At 32.4% G+C, this 24,662-nt stretch carries 22 protein-coding genes and 1 pseudogene; 13 read left to right on the top strand and 10 right to left on the bottom strand.

All coding sequences use genetic code 11. The features are described 5' to 3' along the window. Positions 1-2 precede the first annotated feature (2 nt). On the top strand, positions 3-2,138 hold the full coding sequence (locus AC1RYN_RS02615; RefSeq protein ID WP_481805721.1) for a polyribonucleotide nucleotidyltransferase: 2,136 nt from the start codon (positions 3-5) through the stop codon (positions 2,136-2,138). Positions 2,139-2,217: 79 nt separating this feature from the next. Here the strand turns inward: AC1RYN_RS02615 and AC1RYN_RS02610 are convergent, their stop codons facing one another. After that, positions 2,218-2,835 carry a hypothetical protein gene (locus AC1RYN_RS02610; protein WP_481805720.1) on the bottom strand — a complete coding sequence of 206 codons (618 nt, stop codon included), beginning with the start codon at positions 2,833-2,835 and terminating at the stop codon, positions 2,218-2,220. Positions 2,836-2,837: 2 nt separating this feature from the next. Further along, positions 2,838-3,584, bottom strand: coding sequence for an LA_2272 family surface repeat-containing protein (locus AC1RYN_RS02605; protein WP_481805719.1), 747 nt, complete (start codon positions 3,582-3,584; stop codon positions 2,838-2,840). A gap of 103 nt (positions 3,585-3,687) precedes the next feature. On the opposite strand from AC1RYN_RS02605, the gene AC1RYN_RS02600 reads away from it, so the two are divergent. The 5 genes and pseudogenes from AC1RYN_RS02600 to rpe all read left to right on the top strand — a co-directional run bounded on the left by AC1RYN_RS02600 (position 3,688) and on the right by rpe (position 9,917). Continuing rightward, complete coding sequence (locus tag AC1RYN_RS02600) at positions 3,688-4,650, top strand: hypothetical protein (protein WP_481805718.1); 963 nt, start codon at positions 3,688-3,690, stop codon at positions 4,648-4,650. 658 nt (positions 4,651-5,308) lie between these two features. Continuing rightward, positions 5,309-6,694, top strand: coding sequence for an NAD(P)-binding domain-containing protein (locus tag AC1RYN_RS02595; RefSeq protein WP_481805745.1), 1,386 nt, complete (start codon positions 5,309-5,311; stop codon positions 6,692-6,694). Between the two features lie 107 nt (positions 6,695-6,801). Next, a complete protein-coding gene (locus AC1RYN_RS02590) occupies positions 6,802-7,665 on the top strand; it encodes a sigma-70 family RNA polymerase sigma factor (RefSeq protein WP_481805717.1) in 864 nt (287 codons plus the stop codon). Positions 7,666-7,984: 319 nt separating this feature from the next. After that, entirely contained in the window at positions 7,985-8,848 is an 864-nt protein-coding gene (locus tag AC1RYN_RS02585) for a sigma-70 family RNA polymerase sigma factor (protein WP_026707723.1), read from the top strand. A 400-nt stretch (positions 8,849-9,248) separates the two neighbouring features. Next, a pseudogene (rpe, locus tag AC1RYN_RS02580) lies at positions 9,249-9,917 on the top strand (ribulose-phosphate 3-epimerase). Positions 9,918-9,982: 65 nt separating this feature from the next. On the opposite strand, the gene AC1RYN_RS02575 reads toward rpe, so the two are convergent. The 3 genes from AC1RYN_RS02575 to AC1RYN_RS02565 form a co-directional block, all read right to left on the bottom strand. Further along, complete coding sequence (locus AC1RYN_RS02575; RefSeq protein ID WP_481805716.1) at positions 9,983-10,228, bottom strand: hypothetical protein; 246 nt, start codon at positions 10,226-10,228, stop codon at positions 9,983-9,985. A 519-nt stretch (positions 10,229-10,747) separates the two neighbouring features. Then, entirely contained in the window at positions 10,748-11,032 is a 285-nt protein-coding gene (locus AC1RYN_RS02570) for a helix-turn-helix domain-containing protein (protein ID WP_481805715.1), read from the bottom strand. Positions 11,033-11,076: 44 nt separating this feature from the next. Next, the gene (locus AC1RYN_RS02565) at positions 11,077-11,589 is read right to left on the bottom strand and encodes an AraC family ligand binding domain-containing protein (protein ID WP_481805714.1); all 513 of its coding nucleotides are present in this window, start codon (positions 11,587-11,589) and stop codon (positions 11,077-11,079) included. An 87-nt stretch (positions 11,590-11,676) separates the two neighbouring features. Between AC1RYN_RS02565 and AC1RYN_RS02560 the strand changes: the two genes are divergently transcribed. Then, positions 11,677-13,212 carry an MFS transporter gene (locus AC1RYN_RS02560; protein ID WP_481805713.1) on the top strand — a complete coding sequence of 512 codons (1,536 nt, stop codon included), beginning with the start codon at positions 11,677-11,679 and terminating at the stop codon, positions 13,210-13,212. Between the two features lie 342 nt (positions 13,213-13,554). Then, positions 13,555-14,880 carry a serine hydrolase domain-containing protein gene (locus AC1RYN_RS02555; protein ID WP_481805712.1) on the top strand — a complete coding sequence of 442 codons (1,326 nt, stop codon included), beginning with the start codon at positions 13,555-13,557 and terminating at the stop codon, positions 14,878-14,880. 8 nt (positions 14,881-14,888) lie between these two features. Here the strand turns inward: AC1RYN_RS02555 and AC1RYN_RS02550 are convergent, their stop codons facing one another. After that, on the bottom strand, positions 14,889-15,833 hold the full coding sequence (locus AC1RYN_RS02550) for a DUF4421 family protein (protein ID WP_481805711.1): 945 nt from the start codon (positions 15,831-15,833) through the stop codon (positions 14,889-14,891). Between the two features lie 360 nt (positions 15,834-16,193). Here AC1RYN_RS02550 and AC1RYN_RS02545 point away from each other — a divergent pair, with 360 nt between their 5' ends. From AC1RYN_RS02545 to AC1RYN_RS02525, 5 genes are all read left to right on the top strand, one after another. Beyond that, the gene (locus AC1RYN_RS02545; protein ID WP_481805710.1) at positions 16,194-16,520 is read left to right on the top strand and encodes a hypothetical protein; all 327 of its coding nucleotides are present in this window, start codon (positions 16,194-16,196) and stop codon (positions 16,518-16,520) included. Between the two features lie 161 nt (positions 16,521-16,681). Beyond that, positions 16,682-17,353: a response regulator transcription factor gene (locus AC1RYN_RS02540; protein WP_481805709.1), complete on the top strand. Its 672-nt coding sequence runs from the start codon at positions 16,682-16,684 to the stop codon at positions 17,351-17,353. Further along, positions 17,353-18,624 (top strand): sensor histidine kinase, encoded by a 1,272-nt coding sequence (locus tag AC1RYN_RS02535; protein ID WP_481805708.1) that lies wholly within the window; start codon positions 17,353-17,355, stop codon positions 18,622-18,624. The genes AC1RYN_RS02540 and AC1RYN_RS02535 overlap by 1 nt, the downstream gene beginning before the upstream one ends. A gap of 72 nt (positions 18,625-18,696) precedes the next feature. Further along, positions 18,697-19,140, top strand: coding sequence for a PepSY-like domain-containing protein (locus AC1RYN_RS02530; RefSeq protein WP_481805707.1), 444 nt, complete (start codon positions 18,697-18,699; stop codon positions 19,138-19,140). Positions 19,141-19,165: 25 nt separating this feature from the next. Continuing rightward, the gene (locus tag AC1RYN_RS02525) at positions 19,166-19,567 is read left to right on the top strand and encodes a PepSY-like domain-containing protein (RefSeq protein ID WP_481805706.1); all 402 of its coding nucleotides are present in this window, start codon (positions 19,166-19,168) and stop codon (positions 19,565-19,567) included. A gap of 167 nt (positions 19,568-19,734) precedes the next feature. Here AC1RYN_RS02525 and AC1RYN_RS02520 read toward each other — a convergent pair whose 3' ends face one another. The 4 genes from AC1RYN_RS02520 to AC1RYN_RS02505 form a co-directional block, all read right to left on the bottom strand. Further along, on the bottom strand, positions 19,735-20,877 hold the full coding sequence (locus tag AC1RYN_RS02520; RefSeq protein WP_481805705.1) for an exo-beta-N-acetylmuramidase NamZ family protein: 1,143 nt from the start codon (positions 20,875-20,877) through the stop codon (positions 19,735-19,737). A gap of 195 nt (positions 20,878-21,072) precedes the next feature. Then, on the bottom strand, positions 21,073-21,246 hold the full coding sequence (locus tag AC1RYN_RS02515) for a hypothetical protein (protein WP_481805704.1): 174 nt from the start codon (positions 21,244-21,246) through the stop codon (positions 21,073-21,075). Further along, positions 21,233-21,751, bottom strand: coding sequence for a hypothetical protein (locus AC1RYN_RS02510; protein WP_481805703.1), 519 nt, complete (start codon positions 21,749-21,751; stop codon positions 21,233-21,235). The genes AC1RYN_RS02515 and AC1RYN_RS02510 overlap by 14 nt, the downstream gene beginning before the upstream one ends. 621 nt (positions 21,752-22,372) lie before the next feature. After that, positions 22,373-24,661: a beta-N-acetylhexosaminidase gene (locus AC1RYN_RS02505; protein WP_481805744.1), complete on the bottom strand. Its 2,289-nt coding sequence runs from the start codon at positions 24,659-24,661 to the stop codon at positions 22,373-22,375. Between the last annotated feature and the right edge of the window lies 1 nt (position 24,662).

Below are 24,662 nucleotides of genomic sequence, written 5' to 3'. Positions count from 1 at the left end.
TTATGATTCCACAATTATTTGTAGAGAAAATCGATTTAGGTGATGGCAGAAGCATCACAATCGAGACAGGACGTTTAGCTAAACAAGCTGATGGTTCTGTAGTAGTAAGAATGGGCGACACGATGATACTTGCAACAGCAGTTTCAGCTCGTACCGCTAACCCAAATGTTGATTTTTTACCATTAACGGTAGATTATCGCGAAAAATTTGCTGCTGCTGGTCGTTTCCCAGGAGGTTTCTTCAAAAGAGAAGCTCGTCCAAGCGATAGCGAAGTATTAACAATGAGATTAGTAGACCGTGTTTTACGTCCGCTTTTCCCAGATGATTACCATGCTGAAACGCAAGTTATGATTCAATTAATGTCTCATGACGAAGAAGTAATGCCTGATGCATTAGCTGGTTTAGCTGCATCTGCAGCATTAGCAGTTTCAGATATTCCTTTTTACAACTTAATTTCTGAAGTACGTGTAGCGCGTATCGATGGAAAATTTGTAATCAACCCAAGTAGAGAAGACTTAGCAAAATCTGACATCGACATGATGATTGGTGCTTCTATGGATTCAGTTGCTATGGTTGAAGGTGAAATGAAAGAAATTTCAGAAGCTGAAATGGTAGAAGCTATCAAATTTGCTCACGAAGCTATTAAAGTTCAAATTCAGGCTCAATTGCGTTTGCAAGCTGCTTTTGGTAAAAAAGAAATTCGTACTTACGAAGGTGAGAAAGAAAACGAAGAAATTTACAAAAAAGTAAAAGCTGCTGCATACGATAAAATATATGCTATTGCAAAAGTTGGTTCAGCTAAACATGAAAGAACTGCTTCATTTGCTGAAGTAAAAGAAGAAGTAAAAGCTTTATTTACTGAAGAAGAGTTAGCTGCTGATGGAGATTTAGTTTCTAAATATTTCTACAAAACAAACAAAGAAGCTGTTCGTAATGTAGTATTAGAGTTAGGTGTTCGTTTAGATGGTAGAAAAACAACAGACATCAGACCAATCTGGTGTGAAACTGATTATTTACCAAGAGTACACGGTTCTTCTTTATTTACACGTGGAGAAACTCAAGCATTGGCTACAGTAACTTTAGGAACATCTAGAGAAGCTAACCAAATTGATTCTCCATCTGAACAAGGTGAAGAGAAATTCTACTTACACTATAACTTCCCTCCTTTCTCTACTGGTGAAGCAAAACCTCTAAGAGGAACTTCAAGAAGAGAGGTTGGTCACGGTAACTTAGCTCAAAGAGCTTTAAAAAATATGATTCCTGCTGATTGTCCTTACACTATCCGTATTGTATCTGAGGTTTTAGAATCTAACGGTTCTTCTTCTATGGCTACAGTTTGCGCTGGTACAATGGCTTTGATGGATGCAGGAGTTCAAATGGTAAAACCAGTTTCTGGAATTGCTATGGGATTAATTACTGACGGCGAAAAGTTTGCTGTATTATCTGATATTTTAGGTGATGAAGATCACTTAGGAGATATGGACTTTAAAGTAACTGGAACTGCTGACGGTATCACAGCTTGTCAGATGGATATTAAAATTGATGGTTTACGTTACGACATCATGGAGCAAGCTTTAGGGCAAGCACGTGAAGGACGTTTACATATTTTAGGAAAATTAACTGAGACTATTGCTGCTCCAAGAGCAGACGTTAAAGCACACTCTCCAAAAATCATCACTAGAACTATTCCTGGAAACTTTATCGGAGCGTTAATTGGACCTGGAGGAAAAGTAATTCAAGAATTACAAAAAGCTACTGGAACAACTATTGTAATCAATGAAGTTGATGAACAAGGTGTTATCGAAATCTTAGGTACAGATCCTGCAGGAATTGAAGCTGTTTTAGCTAAAATTCAATCTATTACTTTCAAACCTCAAATGGGCGAAGCTTATGAAGTTAAAGTAATTAAAATGCTTGATTTTGGAGCTGTAGTAGAGTACACTGCTGCACCAGGAAATGAAGTTTTACTTCATGTATCTGAGCTAGCTTGGGAACGTACTGAAAACGTTACTGACGTAGTAAACATGGGAGATGTTTTCCAAGTTAAATATCTTGGACTTGACCCTAAAACTAGAAAAGAAAAAGTGTCGAGAAAAGCACTTCTTCCAAGACCTCCACGTGAGGAGAAAAAAGAGTAATCAGATCTTAGTTTACTAAAGGTTTATTTATAGAAAAAACCCCAATTCATTTATTTGAATTGGGGTTTTTCGTTTTTAGCTATTGTCGATAAACAATTCCGAACATCAAACTCTGCGATCCAAAATTCTTCTCAATCTTATCATTAAATAATCCATAAGGAGACCATTGATAATGACACTGTAATCCAACATTTTTATAATTGAGTTTAATCCCTTGTGATAGATAAAATGTAGTCAAAACCTCTTTTGTATGCTCTCCGTCTTCAAAATCTAATTCTTTTGGAGCATTATAGAAATTTAAAGCCAAACCTATTCCAGAATTCCATTCTAAATTAAAATCTTTTTTTCGCAAAGATAAAGGAACAACTTTTGCAAAACGAGTTCCGATATTTATTGCAAAATGACTTGATTTATATTGAACTATAGTATCTCTATATTCAAAATTAGGTCCTACGGGTTTTTTAAGTATAAAAAAATTAAATCCAAAATCTATAAAATCTTCCCGATTCAATTTATTTCTAAACCAAAAACCAAATGATGGTGATAAATCAAACTTATCCGAAAGTTTCCCGATTGGCTGAACAAAACCAGCTTCAATATAAATTCTTTCATAATCATCAGACAAATCTTGAGATTCGTTTTGAGAGAATGTAAATTCCGAAAACAAAAGAATTAATAGATATAAAAAACTTCTCATAATCACCAATTTAAAAAAGGCATTGACCTTTTATTATTCACATTCCAAAGTCCTAACTGAAAACCTGTAGAATTTGATTTATTAAAAATCCCAATCTGCAATCCTTTATTAACTTGTACTTGATTAAAAACTCCCAAATGCAATCCCTTCAACTCATAAGATTGATTATAAACTCCAATTGTCGAACCAATTAAATCATTATTAGCATTATAAACACCTATTGACAATCCCTTTTGATTATCAGAGATAGTTCCTAGAACAGTAACCGAAAGGCCATTAAAATTGTTGAATTTATTCCCAGCAGAAATATTTAAGCCATTCATACTTGTTGTGGTAAAAAAACACCCTGAACTAAGGTTCAAGCCATTCAACCTTAAATAAGGAGTATAACTCATATTTTTAATTTTATAAACCTCATTCGCCTCTTTGGCAAGATTGTTCTTTTTATTATTCTTAATGATTTCTGGTAGATATACTAATGACATAAAAGCATATAATGCTCCAGCGGCAGGTGCTGGATTTGCTTCTATATTTATCCCATTAATTGTTTGACGCTCTATATTTTTATTATTGATATGCCCAAGACCAAACACAAGCCCATTTACTTGGTCAACTTTTTTTGAAATTGGCGAAAGGCTAAAAATCTGCGAATGTGTTTTTACAGAATCAACTGTATCAATCTGGATTGTGTCCTGAGCATGAATAAACCCAAATGTAAAAAACAGGAATACTAAAATTGACGTTTTCATAAATCATTGTTTTAAAATTACAGGACAAACATATTGCAATTATCACATATGAATTTGCTTAAATCAATAAAACTATTTCTTATATTTGTGATTATCGCAAATCATGAAATATCAAGAATCATTTTTAAAAGCCATTCGAAGTAAAGTTTCAAAATCAGCTTCTCTAATAGACGAAGTTGCATCTATTTTAGAAATTAGCTACGATGCATCACATCGAAGAATATCTGAAAAAAGTAAATTTTCGATAGATGAAACTATCAAACTCGCAGATCATTTTAATATTTCATTAGATAATTTATTCTCAAAAAAAGAAAAAGTTATTGTGGAGAAAACAATTGAAATAGAGACGTTAAAAGATATGCTTCAATATTTCAAAGCTTCTTCAGAACAAATTGAACTTTTAACTAAAAACCCAAAAACGACCCTTTTTTATTCTAACAAGGATATTCCGCTATTCTATTTTATGGATGGAACTATTTTATCAAAATTCAAAGCTTTTGTATGGCTCAATCTTTTAAATACAGATCAAAAAAAAGCTAGTTTTGAAAATTTTGTAATCGAAGATTCCTTTACAGAATATATGCAAAAATTGAAAAATGTATATGATAATGCTATTGTAAATGAAGTATGGAATGACACTACAATAAACAGTAGTTTACAACAGATTTTATATTTTTACGAAGCTGGTTTACTTAACCTAAAAAACGCAAATGCACTTTGTAAGGACTTAAAAAGAATCATCAATTCCATCCAAGAAAAAGGCAATAAACCAAATTCTAATTTCACTATATACTACAATGAGTTAATATTACTAAACAATAATATGCTCATAGAAACAGAAGAAAAACTAACGATGTTTGTTCCTTATACGCTACTCGGTTATTTTATTACCGATAATGTAGACAGTTGTAAAAATGTACATCAATTTTTCAAGCAACAAATTATCAACTCAAAAGCGTTAGGATCTTCTGGAATCAAAGAACAAAATCTATTCTATAATCGGGCTATTCGTAAAATAGATTATTATATTGAAAAAATAAACTCTCAAGTTGATTTATTATTTTAAAAGAGTCGTCAGATCTTAGTTTACTAAGAGGAGCTACATTATTAATTAAAAAAGGAATTTCATCTCGAAATAAATATAATAACGGCTAAAAACTTTAAAAGTTCCTATTTGGAAGATTCAAAAAATAGGCTAAACATCAATATCACTGATAACTTCAAAGTAAAAGAGATGGCAGCTAATTTAAAAACAATCAAAAATGGCATTCTCATGATCTTTTACACTATAGAGTCATTTTTATCAAAAACACAATTATAAGTGTAATTCCTAAACTTTCTTAATTGTTTAGACGGCTGTCTTGTGTTTTTCTAAATACCCCTAACACTTCATTGCCATAAATACATTTCAATTAACTGATTTTTAATCACTTAAACTGGTTGTTTTTAAGATCCATTAGGAATCAGTGTCTTTAATTCGTATATTTGAAAACACACATCCTAAGAAAATTTTACATAACGGATGTTTTTTCAATTAAAATATTTTTGTCCATATTTTATCGGAATTAATTTCAATCCGAGAACAGTTGCTTTTGTCACTTTAGAGGAAATCCCTACCTGTTTATAAGACAAAAAACTACAAGACATAAGTCTTTTACCCTATCGTTTAACGATACAATTATATTTAATTACTGTGATTTTCATCGCGGTAGAAACTTTTTTGCATTATGAATTTTAAAGTCGGAATTATTGGAGCTGGCCCTAGTGGTCTTGCTATGTTACGAGCATTTGAATCGGAACAGAAAAAAGGCAATAAAATACCAGAAATCAAGTGTTACGAAAAACAAGAGAACTGGGGCGGAATGTGGAACTACACCTGGAGAACTGGGGTAGGAAAACACGGAGAACCACTGCATGGAAGTATGTATAAATACCTTTGGTCTAATGGTCCTAAAGAATGTTTGGAATTTGCAGATTATACATTCTTAGAACATTTCGGACAACCCATTTCTTCTTATCCTCCACGGGAAGTGCTTTTTAATTATATCGAAGGACGTATCAAACAAAGTCAAGCCAGAAAACATATTACCTTTAACACTGTAGCAAGATGGGTAGATTACAACGAAGAAACTCAACAATTCCGAGTGATATTTGACGACTTAATCAATAACAAAACCTTTGAAGAAATCTTTGACTACCTAGTAGTAGGAACTGGACATTTCTCAACACCAAATATGCCTTATTTCAAAGGAATTGAAAACTTCTCTGGATCGATAATGCACGCACACGACTTTAGGGGAGCAGACCAATTTAAGGACAAAGATATTTTATTGATTGGGAGCAGTTATTCAGCAGAAGATATCGCAGTACAATGCTACAAACATGGAAGTAAATCTGCTACAATCTCATACCGCACAACTCCCATAGGATCAAAATGGCCTCAAGGAATTGAAGAACTACCTTTAGTAACACATTTTGATGGCAATACAGCCTATTTTAAAGATGGTACTTGCAAAGCGTTTGATGCGGTGGTACTTTGCACTGGATACCAACATAAACTTCCATTTTTACCTGATAACTTAAAAGTAAAAACTAAAAACTGCCTATATCCAGATCAACTTTATAAAGGAGTGGTTTTTAACGAACTTACAAAACTAATTTTCTTAGGAATGCAAGATCAATATTACACATTTAATATGTTCGACGCCCAAGCTTGGTATGCCCGAGATCTGATACTAGGGAAAATAAAATTACCTGCTAAAACAGAACGTACGGCAGATATTAAAAAATGGTTACAAGGAGAAGAAGATGCAAAAACACCTTTTGATCATGTCGATTTTCAAACAGAATATATTCGTGATTTGATTGAAAGAACCGACTATCCAACTTTTAATATAGATCAGGTAGCGGTAATGTTTAAAAGCTGGATTCAGGACAAGGAAGATAATGTACTTACCTATAGAGATAAAGTATACACCTCTGTAATGGACCAATGCAAAGCAGAAAAACACCATACCCCTTGGATGAAAGAATTAGATGACAGCATAGAGCGTTACCTTGAAGAAGAAGTGCCAGATGAAAAGCAATTGGAACGCACAAATTATTATTAGATATTTTTATTAAAAGACCATATAGCGTTTGTAAAAACACATTCTGAATTGTTGTGATTTTTTCACAACTTTATATACATACACTTAAAAATTGAGGAGATAAAATCATGAGACAACTTAAAATTACAAAGCAGGTAACCAATCGTGAAACTGCTTCATTAGACAAATATTTACAAGAAATTGGAAAAGTTAACCTAATTACCGCCGAAGAAGAAGTAGAACTAGCACAAAAAATTAAAGCTGGTGATCATGATGCATTGGAGAAATTAACAAAAGCCAACTTACGTTTTGTCGTATCAGTGGCAAAACAATATCAAAATCAAGGGTTAACACTTCCCGACTTAATAAACGAAGGAAATTTAGGCTTGATTAAAGCAGGACAGCGTTTTGATGAAACGCGTGGTTTCAAATTTATATCATACGCTGTTTGGTGGATACGTCAAGCGATACTCCAAGCTCTAGCAGAGCAATCACGTATCGTCCGCTTGCCTTTAAACAAAATTGGCTCCATCAATAAAATCAACAAGATGTATGCAATATTAGAACAAACTAATGAGCGCCCCCCATCTGCTGAAGAAATTGCAAAAGAATTAGACATGACAATAAACGACGTGAAAGAATCTATGAAAAATTCTGGCCGTCACCTATCAATGGATGCCCCTCTTGTAGATGGAGAAGATTCAAACCTTTACGATGTATTGCGTTCTAATGAGTCTCCAAATCCAGACAGAAAATTAATTCATGAATCATTGAGTACAGAAATAGAGCGTTCATTAGACACACTAACTCCAAGAGAAGCAGATGTAGTTCGTTTGTATTTTGGTCTTGGAAACCAAAACCCAATGACACTAGAAGAAATTGGAGGAACTTTTGATTTAACTCGCGAACGTGTACGTCAGATCAGAGAAAAAGCAATCCGTAGATTAAAACATGCCTCAAGGAGTAAAATTCTTAAAACTTATCTAGGATAATAATATTTGGTTTCAAGTTTTAGGTTTCAAGTTACTCAAAACAACATGAAACTTTTTTAACGCAAACAACAGTTTGACTGACTGTTCGTTTTTGATTGATGATTGAAACTCCGGCTGATTACCGGAGTTTTATTTTTCTTGCTCTAACTGAATTTTATTTCACAATCATACGATTCAAAAAAAAAAAGATTATTACATTAAAAACCAAATAATCAAATAGATGAATTATTAATGTAAAATATTTTTAATTTAATTGTAACTTTTTTGCAACTCTATACGTATAACCATATGTACACTTAAAAATTGAGGAGACAAAAACATGAGACAACTTAAAATCACCAAGCAGGTAACCAATCGTGAGACTGCTTCATTAGACAAATATTTACAAGAAATTGGAAAAGTTGACCTAATTACCGCTGACGAAGAAGTAGAGTTAGCACAGAAGATTAAAGCCGGTGATCAAAGAGCATTAGAGAAATTAACAAAAGCCAACTTACGTTTTGTTGTATCGGTGGCAAAACAATATCAAAATCAAGGGTTAACACTTCCCGATTTAATAAACGAAGGAAATTTAGGTTTGATCAAAGCTGCACAGCGTTTTGATGAAACACGTGGTTTCAAATTTATATCATACGCAGTTTGGTGGATTCGTCAATCGATTCTTCAAGCACTAGCAGAACAATCTCGTATTGTTCGTTTACCTTTAAATAAAATTGGTTCTATCAATAAAATCAACAAAATGTATGCCTTATTAGAGCAATCTAATGAGCGCCCGCCATCTGCTGAAGAAATTGCTAAGGAACTAGACATGACAGTAAATGACGTAAAAGAGTCAATGAAAAACTCTGGTCGTCACTTATCAATGGATGCACCTCTTGTAGAAGGAGAAGATTCAAACCTTTACGATGTATTACGTTCAGGTGAGTCACCAAACCCAGACAGAGAGTTAATTCACGAATCATTACGTACAGAAATCGAACGTTCATTAGAAACATTAACTCCAAGAGAGGCAGATGTAGTTCGTTTATACTTTGGTCTTGGAGACCAACACCCAATGACTCTAGAAGAAATTGGTGAAACTTTCGACTTAACTCGTGAGCGTGTACGTCAGATTAAAGAAAAAGCAATCCGTAGATTAAAACATACTTCAAGAAGTAAAATTCTTAAAACTTACTTAGGATAATAATATATATTTTCAGATTTAAGATTTCAGGTTGCTTTGAGTAACCTGAAAGTTTTAAACTTGAAATGTTTTTAACGCAAACAACAGTTTGATTGACTGTTCGTTTTTTGATTGATGATTGAAACTCCGGCTGATTACCGGAGTTTTATTTTTTTAGCACCTGAAGGATTTTCATAACTTATATTGAAATTTAACCTATTGCTATTTAATCGCAAAAGACGCAAAGCTAAATATTTTATCAGCTTTGTAAACTTTGCATATCCCGATAGTTATCGGAACTGCGCCCTTTGCGGTTAAAAAAACAGTATAAAATACCCTAATGAACTTTACATAAATCCTTACGAACTTTGCGGTTAAAAAAATTACCTTTGCAAAAAATAACACAACACACAACTACACAATGAAAAATACACTAATAGCACCGTCAGTTCTTGCAGCCGATTTTGCAAACTTACAACGTGATATCGAAATGATTAACAACAGTCAAGCCGACTGGTTTCATATTGACATTATGGATGGCGTTTTTGTTCCAAACATTTCTTTTGGAATGCCAGTTTAGAAGCAATAAATAAACATGCTAAAAAAACCATCCATGTTCACTTAATGATTATTGATCCTGAATTCGAATATATATTAAAACTTTTGCTGACTTGGGCGCAAACATATTAAGTGTACATTATGAAGCTTGTACACATCTTCATAGAACCCTACAAGCTATTAAAGCTGAAGGGATGAAAGCTGGAGTAGCAATTAACCCACATACAAACATTGATTTACTAGAAGATGTCATCAGCTACATTGATTTAGTTTGCATCATGAGTGTAAATCCTGTTCTTGGTGGACAATCATTTATTGAAAACACCTATGAAAAAGTAAAAAAGCTAAAAAATCTAATTACTAGAAAAAACGAATCGCCACTATCATAGAAATTGATGGTGGTGTCACCAATAAAAATGCAAAACAATTAGTAGAAGCTGGAGCTGATGTTCTAGTAGCTGGGAGTTACGTTTTTAAAGCCGAAAACCCAACAGCTACTATTGCAGACTTAAAAGCACTCACTTCTTTTTAATTTTTCAGAAGCAAACAAAAACACAAAAGCCGAAGATAATCTCTTCGGTTTTTGTGTGAATTTACTTAGCGTTGTGAATTAGTAGTAACCATTTTATTGATCTCATCCAGGAATTCGATTTCATCTAGAGGAAGCAACTGAGTAACTACTTTTAATAGCAATGCAATATCGATAGATGAATCTTTACCCCCCTTTGAAATTTCAAGTGCTTCATGATCTAATGCCAAAGCGCATAATTTAATCATATTAGAAATAATACATGAAAAGCTACAATAACCTAACACTTTGATTTCTGAAGCACAACCATCCATTTTGTCATTTATGGGCTTTATTGTCTGTGAAATGATCCGTCGATTAATTGTCTAAAATCCTCCGATTTCATAATTTCTCGCGTTTCCATAATTTTATATTTTTTAGTTTTAGTTATCGTAAAAGATAACCTATTTAGGGCAGATATATAACAAAATTTGAATTATCATAAAAGATAATTCATTTTGGAACAGAGCTTACAACAAAAAGTCGGAAAACGAATTCAAACAATTAGAATTGAAAAAAATATTTCTCAACAGGATTTAGCAGCAAAAGCAATTTTGAAAAAAGTAATATGTCAAGATTAGAAAAAGGAAATGCTAATGCAACGCTTTCAACTTTAGAGAAGAGGTATGCTATGTATTACAAGTAGATTATATAGAATTATTTAAGTTTTAAAAAGACCTAATGGTCATTTGAGAAAATAATATTCCGCGCCAACCCCCAATCCATTAAAATTCGTGTAATTACTTCATCCGTTAACTCAGCTGAACTTGTAGAAAAAAAACAATTTAGTCCTATTAGTTCATAAAACTCTTCGCCTTTCGATAACCAGTTAAACTAATATTTCTGTGTTTCTTAAAAAATTTATTGAGATGACTTTCGTCTGAAAAACCAAATTCATCTACAATTTCATTGATTCTCATATCACTAAAACTTAATTGGTGTTCTATCAATCTAATTTTATAATTCGAGATAAAAGACTGAATTGTTTCTCCACAATGATTCTTAAAATAACTCCCTAAATACGTATCAGATATATCAAATTTCTCTGCTATAGCCGAAGCTTTAATTTTTGAGGACAAAAAATATTAGCCTGAATATAATTAATGATTTCAAGGATTCTTTTTTATCTGCATTTTCTTTTATACCAACAGGTTTTATCTTTGCCAATATTTTTCTCAGCAATTACAATCAATGCATTCACATAATGAGAAACTAAATCTTCTCCATAAATATCTTTGTTTTGTATATCATGTATCAAAGATTCAGCTATAGACCTAACAAGAAACTCATCGGCTTTATTTTTCAGAATACAACCTGACAAATGGGTTGCGTAATGCAATAAACACTCGATATGGTCAATACTTTTCGACTTATATTCTTTTACATACTCACTATTAAGCTTAACCAATAAAAATTCTGTAGTCGTTACAATATCAAACGTATGATAATCATTTGGTGTAAGCAACATTAAATTTCCTGTTTGATAAGAAATACGATTGCCATTTATATGAAGAAACCCGTTTCCTGAAACAACATAAACCATCTGAAAAAAACTAAACTGTGAATTTACAATTGGGCATTCATTAACTTTCTTATAAACTACTTCAACAGATTGATGCATATTTTCTTTTTTCATGTAGTAAAGGTACTCTTTTATAGTAGAATTGTACTGAAGTAAATATAATATTCAGTTTATTTTTGCTAAGCATAAATAACATAAGAAATGAACCAAAAATTAAACTTTACAAAAAATAGAATCGCCATGATTGCCATTTGTCTGGCTACTCTAATGTTCTCACTAGAAATTTCAAGTGTCCCTGTAATTCTTCCAACACTTGAAAAAGTATTGAACGCCAATCTCAGAGACATGCAATGGATAATGAATATTTATACAATTGGCTGCACCACTGTTTTAATGGCCGCTGGAACTCTTGCTGATCGATATGGCCGAAAACGTATGCTCATCATCTCTCTAATTTCATTTAGTATCTCTTCATTGATTTGTGGACTAGCACAAAATGTAACTGTATTAATCATTAGCCGCTTCTTTCAGGGAATAAGTGGTGGAGCAATGCTTATTTCAGAAATAGCAACTTTATCTAATCAATTTCCAGAAGGCAAAGAACGTAGTAAAGCCTTTAGTATCTGGGGAGTTTTCCTTGGAGTTGGATTGGGTTTCGGACCTATTATTGGTGGCTCAATTATAGCGTTATTATCTTGGAAATGGGTATTTCTAATACACGTTCCAATAGCAATTATCGCTGCTATTCTTGTTTATAACAATGTGATCGAATCTAAAGATTCTCAAGCCAAAAAATTAGACATTTGGGGAATGCTTACATTATCTATTTCCATTTTTGGACTTAGTTACTTCATTACCCAAGGTCCTGATTTAGGATTCACCAGTATAATCGCTCTAATGAGTATTTTTATTGCCATAATAAGTTTAATCCTTTTTATATGGATCGAAAAAACAAATCCTCATCCCATGTTTGATTTTACAGTATTTAAAATCAATACTTTTTCTGGAGCAATATTTGGTTCTATCGGTATGAATTTCAGTTTTTGGCCATTTATAATTTATTTACCTATTTTCTTTCAAAGTTATCTAGGTTATGATGTTGTAACGGTAGGACTCTCGTTACTTGCTTATACCTTACCTACTCTAGTTATGCCTCCATTTGCAGAATATCTTTCGGTTCGATATCGCTCTGGAATTATAATTCCCTTCGGCCTTTTTATACTAGGATTGGGTTTTATTGCCATGAGATATGGCAGCGTTGCAGAAAATGCCAGTTGGCTCACTATGCTCCCTGGTTCTCTATTGGCTGGCATCGGATTAGGTTTAACCAATACTCCAGTAACGAATACAACAACCAGTTCTGTGTCAAGTAATCGAACAGGGATGGCATCTGGTATAGATATGAGTGCCCGATTAATTACTTTGTCTATTAATATAGCCTTGATGGGATTTATATTAGTCGAAGGAATTTTATCTCATTTAACAACGGCCTTTTCTGAATCATTAGATCGGGAATCATTACGCTCAATGGCACAAAAAATAGCTGCAGGAAACTTTTCTTCGCTCAAACAAGATTTTCCTGAACTAGCGACTCTAGATTCTTCAGGTCAAATTGCACGAGATGCTCTGGCACATGGTTTTGATTTAGTCCTTTTATATGGAGGTTTTGGTGTATGGATTTTGGCTCTGATTAGCTTTAATTTTTTTAATTCTTTTAAAAAGATACTAAGGCACTAAGGTTCTGAGGTACAAAGACTGAAAGGCCTTCTATCGATACGCTGAAAAATCATTTTAATCCTTTTAATCAGTGGCTGAAAAAAGGTTCAAAGGAACTGAGGTACAAAGGCGCAAAGGCTTCCTATCAATGTGCGAAAAAATTCTTTTGATCCTTTATCCCAATAGTTATAGGAGTGACTAAAAAAGAACTTTTGAGTAAAATTATATTTTAATAAAATTTAACATTTTAAAATTAAGTTTTTAACTTAGCGTAAATTCCTATTTTTTTCAGAAATCATTAAAAAACAATTCCCTTCTAAATTCCATTTTCTATTACTCATTCGCTAAATAAATTAAGACAACATGAAACAAACTTATTTTAATTCGAGTATTTTATTTATCTGTTTAGTATTTATAGTGAGCAACATTGGTAACGCTCAAGAAAAAACTAAATATTTAGATGCCGAACAAAGTGACCCAATCAAGATGGGCTGGATGGTGGGTTCACCACCACCTGCAGACCGTATTCTTCGCTTTGATGATGGAAGTTTCTTTCAATTCCCTGCATTAAGATGGAGTGTAGCACATATGCGTCAATTCATGCCAACTATAAATGTCTCTCGTGGTTTGGGCTCTTCAACCCCTTTAGAAACAAATAGCAATAATGATATTGATAAAATTAAATTCACCCCATTAGGCGAAAAAAAATCAATTACTTGGGAAGAATCGTTGCAAAAAGTTTACGCCGATGGAGTAATCATTATGCATCATGGGAAAATTGTATATGAAAAATATTTAGGCGCATTGACTGTTGATGGTCAACATGCAGCTATGTCGGTTACAAAATCTTTTACTGGTACTCTTGGAATTTTATTAGCACACGAAGGGCTCATAGATCCTACCAAGCTTGTCTCTGAGTACATCCCTGAGCTTCAAAATTCAGCATTTGGAGATGCCACAGTGAGGCAAGTAATGGATATGACCACTGCTTTACAATTCAGTGAAGACTATGCTGATCCTAATGCCGAAATATGGAAATTTTCAGCAGCAGGTAACCCGCTGCCAAAACCTAAAAATTATGATGGCCCAAAAACATATTATGAATATCTCCCTACGGTAAAGAAAAAAGGAACTCATGGAGAAGCCTTTGGTTATAAAACAGTCAATTCTGATGTTTTAGGCTGGATTATCGCCAGAGTTGCAGGGAAGACTATTGCCGAGGTATTATCTGAAAAAATATGGAAAAAACTAGGAACAGATCAAGATGGTTATTATTCAGTAGATGCCATAGGAACTCCTTTTGCAGGCGGTGGTTATAATTTAGGATTAAGAGATATGGCACGTTTTGGTCAATTAATCTTAAATAACGGAAAAGCTGGCGATGAACAAATTATTCCAAAATCAGCAATTGATGACATAAAAAAAGGAGGGAATAAAAAAGCATTTGCTAAAGCAAACTATACTCTTCTAAAAGGATGGAGCTATAGAAATATGTGGTGGATTACCAATAATGCCAATGGTGCTTTTTGTGCTCGTGGAGTACATGGACAGCTTATTTATATTGATCCAAAAGCAGATATGGTCATTGTACGTTTTGCATCAAATCCAGTAGCAAGTAATTCAGCAAATGATCCCTATTCACTACCTGCCTATGAAGCTGTAGCAAAATATCTCATTAAAGCCAAATAAGGCGTTGCTTACTTTACTTTTTTACTGCCCCAAAAAGGATTAGAATCAAGCCTCCATATATAAGCAATTTGGAAATTTCCAGAAGACACCCCTATGTTACTATTGTTATTATCTGAAAATGAAGAAAAAATAAGATTATTAACATAGGATAACCCTAGCGACCATTTTTCTTTGTTATAGCCTATTGCCACTCTTGGAAAGAATGTGGGGTATATTTCTATCTTTTTCTTAGCAAAATCATTTATTCTTTCAGTACCAAAGTTAGCTCCCATTGTTGCTGAACCACTTGTAAACCATTTTTCATTAATTGCCCAGGTATAAGCATAGCCCCCACTTACGCCAAACTGAAAATTGTGTAAAGAATTCTTAGTCTTATGCACAAAAGAACTATCCGAATCTATTTTTGTAAAATAAACACCTCCTCCTAACAAAAAACTTCCCGCAGATTTTAATTGTCTTTCATTTTGATTAAAGGCTGCTTTATAAGAGAATTTTTTATTATTAAAAACATACTGCCCAAAAGCCCCATATCGTTGAATTTTTAAATCTGGATATAATTCTATATTTTTATCATTATCATCTGCAGTATAAAATCCATGATACTTTTGAACAAAAAGGTCTATTATAAACTTTCGTCCATAATTATGGATTTGAAAATCTAATGCTTTAGTCTTTCCCTTTTCTTTATCTTTCATAAAATTCATACCATATCCATAACTCAAATTGATTATAGTATTGTTTAGGGAAACTCCAAAACCTAAATTCATAGGCGTATTTGGCATGAACTTTTTAATATCCCCATCTATTTCCTGTTCCATTGAAATAAACTTCATAGACAGATATGTTCTTAGCGAAAGCTTATTCTCAAAAGGTTTAATGTAAATAGTATCAATTTGCGCATTGCAAAAAAAAGGAAGAATAAAAAGGAGTAAAAAGTAAAAATATGTTTTCATTATGCTTTAAAACGGAAATTATTGACTCTTATTATTTAAAAACCTATAAACAGGATTTTATCAATATATAGAAATTATATATAGCAATCATTGGTACAATTATTCTTTAACTCATAAAACTTATTCTCCAAAATCTAAAAATATTATTCTTTAAATAAGCCACATAGAGATATAATAAACTGATTCTGTTTCTTATTAATAAATGGCTTATCATTATACTTTTAAAATTCATTGAATCTGTTTTATTTTCATTTTACGAGTATTTTAGCACCTAAAATATGTATCATGATTAAATCACTAATTCTATTCTTTTTTTGCTTTCTTTTAACAAGTTGTGACCCAGTAAGAAACATTACCTTTATGAATAAGACTAGTTCAGATGTTAAAGTAAAAATCCATTTGAATCCAGAAGTCGAAAATTACACTTCCAATATTCTAAAAAGCAAATCAAATGGAGATTCTATTGTCTTCAATCTAAAACAAAAAAATACTGTAAAAATATCTTTTGGAGCTGGAGTTTGGTCTGATCCTATAATTGATGAATTTTCAAATTCGATATACAATATAGAATTAGACACTAAAGATGTCAAAACCATTTACAAAACTCCCGAATCTGTAAAAAAACTGCTAAAAGACAATAAACATGGTTTTTTACATAAATATCAAGTCGACGTAGGTATTAATTAATCTTATTTATTCTTTTATAAAATTTTAAACCAGTACTATTTATAACTTACATTATTTCAGAAAAGAAAGTTAACAAATCTATTTATTCCCAAATGTTTCCAGAAATCGAGTTTTATTTTGGTTGGTATTCATACTTTTGAATTACATAAAACAGACAGGACATGAAAATTTTAATAATAGAAGATGAGGCTGGTTTACGTGAAGTGGTCCAACAATCACTTGAAAAAGAAAAATATATTGTAGAAACAGCACATGATTACATTTCTGGGCTAGACAAATTAGGCGCATATGATTATGATTGCATACTAATAGATATTATGCTTCCTAATGGAAATGGCTTAGACTTGCTAAGAGAAATAAAAAAGCAGAAAAAGCAAAGTGCTGTTATCATTATTTCGGCAAAAGATGCTGTAGATGATAAGGTAAAAGGATTGGATTTAGGCGCCGATGATTATTTAAGTAAGCCTTTTCATTTATCAGAACTACATGCCCGAATTAAATCGGCATTACGTAGAAACAATCATAATGGAGACAATTTAATTGTTTGGAAAAATGTAACTCTTTGCCCTGAACAACGAACCGTAGTTATAGATAATAAAGAACTAATCTTAAATAGAAAAGAGTTTGATTTACTTTACTATTTTATAATAAACCCAAATCGATTGATTAATAAGACTGCAATAGCCGAATATGTTTGGGGCGACCATACAGATCAGGCTGACAATTTAGATTTTGTGTATTCTCAAATTAAAAATTTGAGAAAGAAACTTAAAGACAGTGATGCTGAAATTGATATTCAGGCTGTTTACGGAATTGGATATAAAATGAATTAATGAAATTACAAAACTATACTATTCGCTATCTGGCACTTACGCTTCTTGTTGTAATCCCTATTTGGGCTGGGATTTTTTATATGCTAATTTTAGATGAAGTACATGACAATATCGATGATGATCTAAAGAATTCTAAAATCATTATTATCCGTCATGCTTTTGCCGACAAAAAACTATTAAATTCTCCAGAATTTGGCATCAACAAGTTTACGATAAAACCACTTCCAAAAGGTAATTATTCTCGAAAAGATGAATTTTCTACTTCTAAGGAATTCATGGAATATGATAATGATAACGAACCTATCAGGACATTAAAAACTATATTTAATGATGATAAAGGCAATCCTCATGAACTGATTATAAAAGCATCTATTGTTGAAGAGGATGAATTGCTGGAAGATTTACTCCTTGCTTTAATTGGTCTATATGTTATGCTTGTAATTAGTATATTGGCAGTAAACCATTTGTTACTAAAAAAAATATGGAAATCATTTCATATCATTTTAGATAATCTTAAAGAAATTAAATTAGGAACTGGCAGCCGATTAAAACCTATACATTCTCCTATCGATGAATTCAATATTTTAGCAAAAGAAGTAGAAAAAATGCTTAATCGTAATGAAACAATTTACTCAAGTCAGAAACAATTTATAGAGAATGCTTCTCATGAACTACAAACACCACTAGCAATTAGCATTAACAAACTCGAATTATTTGCTGAAAATACTGTTCTTCCTGATGAACAAATGATGGAAATAGGCAAAATAACCGATACCTTAACTCGCTTGACAAGATTGAATAAATCGTTATTGATGTTATCTAAAATAGAAAATCAACAATTTTCGGAAGAAGAAAATGTCAACTTTAACAAACTTATCTTAGTATTGACAGAAGATTATTCAGACTTGGCAGAATTCAAAAAAGTAAAAATAAACGTAACCGAGAATGATACTTTATTCTTTATAATGAACAAAGGATTAGCCATTGCATTAATTAGTAATTTATTAAAAAATGCTTTGATACATAATCACCCAGATGGCTTTGTAAATTTTACAATAAATAAGAATGAAATTATAATTTTAAACAGCGGGAATAATGCTCCATTGAATTCCGAAGCAATTTTTGGAAGATTTTATCGCCATACCACAACAAATGAATCGACTGGTTTAGGCTTGTCTATCGTAAAATCTATTATAAATAATTACTCAATTACTATCGAATATTTATTTACTGGAAATCATCAATTCAAAATTAATTTTCCAAAAAAGTAGTCTTTTATTTATTTTCCTAATTGTTTCCAAATTCTGGTTATACACTTGTATTAGAATTAAAAATAAATAATTATGAAAACTAAATTAAATTTGGCTGTATGCCTAATAGCAGGATTAGCGTTTGGACTTTCTGTAAATGCTCAAAAAACTGTAATTACTAAAGCCGCATTACCAGTAAATGCTCAAACTTTTTTAAAAACCCATTTTGCAGGACAAGAACCTACTTATATAATTGAGGATAAAGAAATGTTCTCTAAAGACTACAAAGTTCAGTTTGCAAATAATCTAGAAGTTGAATTTGATGGAAAAGGAAATTGGGAAGAAGTAGATGGTAATAACCAACCAATTCCTATAACTCTAATTCCGAAAAAAATTGTATCTTACATAAACACCCATTTTGCTAATACAGCAATAACTAAAATTGACAAAGGTACTTGGGGTTACGAAGTAAACTTAAGCAACGGTTTAGAGTTGGAATTTAACTCTAAAGGCAATTTTATAAGAATCGATAATTAAGAATCAATAATTTAATACTTTAATCATGAAAAAAATAATCTTATCAGGCTTTATTGCTTTAACGCTTTTATTTTCGGCAACATCTTGTAATAGTGATGATGATGATAATGACTATGAAACTATTATTAGTGCTAAGGACTTACCTCAACCAGCAACAACATTTGTTTCCTCATATTTTCCTACTGCTACTTATAAACTAATAAAAAAACAAAACATTCCTGATTCTGATGGTTCTGTATATGATGTTTTATTGAGTAATAATTTTGAAATTGATTTTGATATAAACGGAAATTGGGTTGATATCGATGGAAATAACCAAGCAATTCCTGTTGAATTAATTCCTGAAAAAATTAATACTTATATAAAGGAAAATTATCCTAATCAATCTGTAACAGCTATTGATAACGAAAAACTCATATCGAAATAGAACTTTCTAATAATTTGGAACTTGTATTTGATCTTGAAGGAAATTTTATCCGAATAGATAAATAAGATTTGATTAAAAGCAAAATACCGCCTCATGGTTAGAGGCGGTATTTATTTACCAACAAAAAATTAAAAACTAAAAAACATTTTTTATAGGCTTTATTATTTTTATTTATAAATTAAGTACTGCTTTCTCATTTTTTTAAAGGCTTGTAAACCTTCTTTCCAACTATTTCTTATCTCTTCTTCGGAGGTTCCTGCTTCTATCTGCTGTTGTAATTTTTCATTTCCTGCTCGTATTGAGAACTTTCTTTTATCAAAAAATTTAGATTTATCCGATGTTGTTTGGTATGCTTTAATCAACCATTTGATTTCTAGTTTATCTATTTTAGGTATTGCCGATAAATCCTCTCCATTACACTCTACTCCATTATATAAAGGATCTTTATCCCCAAAATTAGGCTTGGGAGTAAATGCAAAGTCACTTTTGGGCAAGTATGGAGATCCATAAATCTGAAATTGCTTTTCGGTTCCGCGTCCCATACTCACATTAGTTCCTTCAAAAAGACACAAACTAACATATAAATTAATCGATTGGTCATTAGGCAAGTTTGGAGAAGGTCGTACAGGCAAACTATAACTCATACTTCTGTCATAATTTAAGCACGGAATAACTGTAAGTTTACACTGAATCCCATCTTTTAACCATTTTTCTCCATTAATCATTTTGGCTTCTTCACCCAGAGTCATTCCGTGAAGCAAAGGTGTTGGATGCATCCCAATCCCACTTTTAAAAGCAATATCCAAAACTGGACCATCTACAATACCAATATTTGGATTTGGACGATCCATTACTATCAACGGGACATTATTCTCTGCACATGCTTCCATTATTCTGTGCATTGTAGAAACGTACGTGTATAACCTTGTCCCCACATCTTGTAAATCAAAAATCATGACATCAATTCCTTTTAATTGTTCTTGACTTGGTTTGTTGTTTTTCCCGTAAAGGGAAACAATCGACAAACCTGTTTTTGAATCGATTTCATCAGATACATGTTCGCCCGCATCGGCAGTACCTCGAAAGCCGTGCTCTGGTGCAAAAATGGTTTTTATCTTTACTTTTTTCTCAACCAAAAAATCAACAAGATGAGTTTTCTTGTCAATAATTCCTGTTTGATTGGTTACAATTCCAATAGTCTTCCCTTTCAGTAAAGGCAAATATTCAGTATAATTTTCTGCTCCTGTCTTTATTTTTTGAGCTAAAGAAACAGTTGTAATTAGTACGCATATTATGGTTAGTTTTTTCATAGAGTTTATTTTTTTATCACTAATTTTTGCCTCTCACAGATTCTGCAGATTTTGGAGATTTACATTATAATAAATTGCCTCTCGCAGATTTAATTTAATTTTTATAATCTGTGATGATTTGCTTAAATCTGTAAAATCTGCGTGAAAACGTAGCGTCAACAAAATAGAAATCTTTTAATCTGTGGCTAATCTTTCTTAATTATTTATTTGTTTCCAGATCTTCGAGCTAAAATCATCTTTATACATTAATCTATTGGTTCTGGTAGGATTTACGCGATTGGTAAGGATAATCAAAAACCTATTATTATTGGGATTTAAAAAGAAAAACGTTCCTGTAAATCCTGTATGCCCAAAATTATTCTTTCTCATAAAACTCATCTGGTTTTCTTTTATCAAAACCAAGTCCGCGATAAATTCCCTTTTTAACAAGAGGTGATTTTGTAAACGTGGCAACTACCTTTGCTTTTAAAATTTGCTTTCCCTGATACTTTCCTTTATTAAGCAACATTTGGCATATTACCGAAATAGATTGTGCATTGGCAAATAATCCTGCATTTCCAGAAATCCCTCCTAAAATGGCAGCTGCTTCATCATGCACATACCCTTTAATCGTATCTTTTCTAAAAAAATTGTCAATTTCTGTTGGTATCACATTTTGTTCTGAAGTCCATTTTAAAGGATTATATCCAATTTTTGAAATACCTAATTCATCATAAATTGCTTTTGCCAGTTGATCGAGTTTTAATCCTGTCTTTGTTTCCATCATTTGCTGTACAAGAATCAAGTTTAAATCGCTATATAAATACTTACCTCGAGGATTTGTATTGGCTACAGCTATTTTCTCATATACGGTTTTATAAAATTCAGGATTCAACCATATATTTTTATAGACTTGCACATAATTGTCTTTTGGTTCGAAAAAAAGGTATTTTGTATCATAAACTATATTCTTGTTTACATACATATTATCAAACAAATCAGGATAATTATCTGATTTTCTGACTACTAATAACAGTAATCATCTAAGTAGAAAGTAAGCTTTGATAAAAAAGTAATACCTGGATTTTAGTCCATGATATGTGTTAATAATTCAAAAAGGGTTAAATGGAATGGCTGTGTTTTTGTACACGCCAAGACACTTCGCCCAATTTATCTTCTAAATTTATTTTATCTTCTTCCAACCAGATGCATTGCTACAAGTGTTGCTCCCAAAACTTTAGACATAGAAGCCAGATCGTACACATCGTCTGTTTTAACTAATTCTTTATACGAATAATCATGATAACCATAATTTTTCAAATAAAAACAGAGTCTTTACTCCCCACAACAATTTGTGCTCCCGGAAAATTCTTTTTCGAGCGCATTATTTACCATCAAGAATATGAAATTTGATTTTGTTTTGTATCGAAAACTAGAGTTTTAGTTGGAATGGCAACTAATCCCTAAAAGAATCAGGAAAACAAGTACGATTCTGACTCCTATTTTTTTCATTCTTTTAAGGGTTAATTCTTAATTCCTGCCCAGCCATAATTGGCTCGTTATTTGTCCCTGTAATCATAATTTTAACTGCTTTAACTGGCTTTTTAGGGTAGATTGAGGCATTTCCATAATCAAAACTATCTCCTTTTTCAAAATCAACTCCATTATATGAATATTCTACATAACCATCATTAACAATGAATCTTGGATGATGCGGAATTCCTGTCAATACATCAATTTTTGAAGAAACAACAGGATTGGTAAAAGTGTATAGAATCCAGTCTCCATTTACACATGGAGTATCGGTACGCAAATAGGTTTCTATATTATAATCTTCTAGTCGTGAGAATGGAAATTTTGGATTTTCGACCATTGATGAGGTCACTTTTACCTCTGGTTCCATATAAGGCGAACAATTGAAATTTACTTTCGCATCAGATTCTTTTGCTTCTTTATTTTCAACAGTAAAATCTAAACGATACTTATTTTTATCATTATAATTTTCTATCGCAAATCGCAAACGAGGTTTGGACTTCAACGTTTTTTCCTCTGGATAAGTTTGTATTAATTTATCATTTTCAAAAAGTGAAACTGATTTTACTATCCCACTTGTTCTTCCATCAGCTATTGGATTAAAAGTTAGGTACCAAATCCCACTTTTATCAACATGCTCTGAAATATCCTCAGAAATAGTTAAAGTTTCCACTTTTGACGTATTCCAATTTGCGACTGGCAGCTTCTCTACTTTTACTGATGGACTTGCTGAATCTTCATTAAAAAAAGTACGGAATTGATATTGCTCATAATCTTTTGTCTGAATTGGATTTGTATATAAAGGAGATTGTCTTGTTGGTTCATTTCCTTGCGCATCATATCGTACAACTGCTCCTTCATAAGGTGGTGTTACAGTAATAATTCCACTTTTATAAATAGCAGTTGGGGGGAAATCTCTAAAAGCAATTCCCATATTAGCCAATCGTTGTAAATGGCTGTTGGTTAATCTTCCGTAAAAATTATCCCAATTTTTATCTTCTTTTTTAGACCATCCAATTTCTGACAACGCACTAATTCTTGGGTAACTTTGGTATTCTACAAATCGTGTTGGGCGATCAAGATATTCACTCCACAAAGCTCCTTGTACTCCTTTTATCAATTTTTGCTGATCAGGCGTTAAATCACTATCTGGTATTGGCTCGAATGAATAAGCTCTTTTTGTGTCTGTTATTGCAGCCCAGCGATGACCTCGCTCGTTTTCGGACTGTGCCATATCAAAATAAGTATATTGTCCCGGCATCATAATGGTTTCATAACCTCTTTTAGCCGATTCAATTCCGTAGTTTATTCCTTGCCAAGCACTAATTAAAGTATTTGGATTTATTTCTCCGCCTTTTAAAATTTCATTCCAGCCATTTGTTTTTTTATGATATTTATCGACAATGGTTTGAACTCTTCTAAAGAAATAATTCTGAAGCTGAAAACTATCTGTAAATCCTTCTTTCGCCATCAAAGCCTGGCATTTTGGGCAATGTTCCCAATTGGCTCTATTTACCTCATCTCCTGCAACATGAATATAATCAAAAGGAAACATTTCTGAGACCTCTCTAATAATAGAATCTAAAATTTGATAGTTTTCTTCACGTCCTACACACCATACATTTTTTACTTCTCCTTGAACACTTTTTGTTTCCTGAGTTGTAACACATCCTATTTCTGGATATGCTGCTGTTACTGCACGTGAATGTCCGGGGATTTCGATTTCTGGCATAATTGAGATTCCACGAGCTGCTGCATAAGCCACAACTTCTTTCATATCGGCTTGGGTATAATAACCGCCATAACGTTTGTTTCCTGAACCATAGGATGGTAACAATACTTCGCCTGGTCCTCTCCAAGCTCCTTTTGAAGTTAAATCTGGCATTGATTTAATTTCGGCTCTCCAACCATTATCATCAGTAAGATGCCAATGAAAAATATTCATCTTGTGTGCTGCCAACCAGTCAATGTAGTTCTTAACTGTTTCCTTATCAAAAAACTGTCTTGATACGTCAAGCATCATTCCGCGCCATTCAAAACGAGGATAATCTTCTATTTTTACAAATGGTATTGTTCCTTTTTTCACCTCTTTGGCTGAACAAATCTGCAATAAGGTTTGAAGACCATTTAAGACTCCATTTGTGGATTTTCCTTTTATAAGAACTCCTTTTTTAGTTACATTCAATTCATAACCGTCATTAGGAAGATTTATTTTTTCATCTACTAAAAATGATATTCCGTCTCTTTTATTACCTTTCCCAATAGAAACAATC

Source organism: Flavobacterium sp. TC780 (genome assembly GCF_056783245.1).
Note: the sequence above shows the minus strand (reverse complement) of the source record. Positions and strands in the feature narration are given on the sequence as shown.

Bases quoted from the DNA above. Each gene is read 5' to 3' on its own strand.
- AC1RYN_RS02540 (WP_481805709.1), top strand. From the start codon at position 16,682: ATGAAAATTTTAATAATAGAAGATGAGGCTGGTTTACGTGAAGTGGTC.
- AC1RYN_RS02615 (WP_481805721.1), top strand. From the start codon at position 3: ATGATTCCACAATTATTTGTAGAGAAAATCGATTTAGGTGATGGCAGA.
- AC1RYN_RS02600 (WP_481805718.1), top strand. From the start codon at position 3,688: ATGAAATATCAAGAATCATTTTTAAAAGCCATTCGAAGTAAAGTTTCA.
- AC1RYN_RS02575 (WP_481805716.1), bottom strand. From the start codon at position 10,228: ATGGATGGTTGTGCTTCAGAAATCAAAGTGTTAGGTTATTGTAGCTTT.
- AC1RYN_RS02525 (WP_481805706.1), top strand. From the start codon at position 19,166: ATGAAAAAAATAATCTTATCAGGCTTTATTGCTTTAACGCTTTTATTT.
- AC1RYN_RS02520 (WP_481805705.1), bottom strand. From the start codon at position 20,877: ATGAAAAAACTAACCATAATATGCGTACTAATTACAACTGTTTCTTTA.
- AC1RYN_RS02550 (WP_481805711.1), bottom strand. From the start codon at position 15,833: ATGAAAACATATTTTTACTTTTTACTCCTTTTTATTCTTCCTTTTTTT.
- AC1RYN_RS02530 (WP_481805707.1), top strand. From the start codon at position 18,697: ATGAAAACTAAATTAAATTTGGCTGTATGCCTAATAGCAGGATTAGCG.
- AC1RYN_RS02605 (WP_481805719.1), bottom strand. From the start codon at position 3,584: ATGAAAACGTCAATTTTAGTATTCCTGTTTTTTACATTTGGGTTTATT.
- AC1RYN_RS02545 (WP_481805710.1), top strand. From the start codon at position 16,194: ATGAATAAGACTAGTTCAGATGTTAAAGTAAAAATCCATTTGAATCCA.
- AC1RYN_RS02565 (WP_481805714.1), bottom strand. From the start codon at position 11,589: ATGAAAAAAGAAAATATGCATCAATCTGTTGAAGTAGTTTATAAGAAA.
- AC1RYN_RS02590 (WP_481805717.1), top strand. From the start codon at position 6,802: ATGAGACAACTTAAAATTACAAAGCAGGTAACCAATCGTGAAACTGCT.
- AC1RYN_RS02555 (WP_481805712.1), top strand. From the start codon at position 13,555: ATGAAACAAACTTATTTTAATTCGAGTATTTTATTTATCTGTTTAGTA.
- AC1RYN_RS02560 (WP_481805713.1), top strand. From the start codon at position 11,677: ATGAACCAAAAATTAAACTTTACAAAAAATAGAATCGCCATGATTGCC.
- AC1RYN_RS02585 (WP_026707723.1), top strand. From the start codon at position 7,985: ATGAGACAACTTAAAATCACCAAGCAGGTAACCAATCGTGAGACTGCT.
- AC1RYN_RS02515 (WP_481805704.1), bottom strand. From the start codon at position 21,246: ATGAGAAAGAATAATTTTGGGCATACAGGATTTACAGGAACGTTTTTC.
- AC1RYN_RS02610 (WP_481805720.1), bottom strand. From the start codon at position 2,835: ATGAGAAGTTTTTTATATCTATTAATTCTTTTGTTTTCGGAATTTACA.
- AC1RYN_RS02535 (WP_481805708.1), top strand. From the start codon at position 17,353: ATGAAATTACAAAACTATACTATTCGCTATCTGGCACTTACGCTTCTT.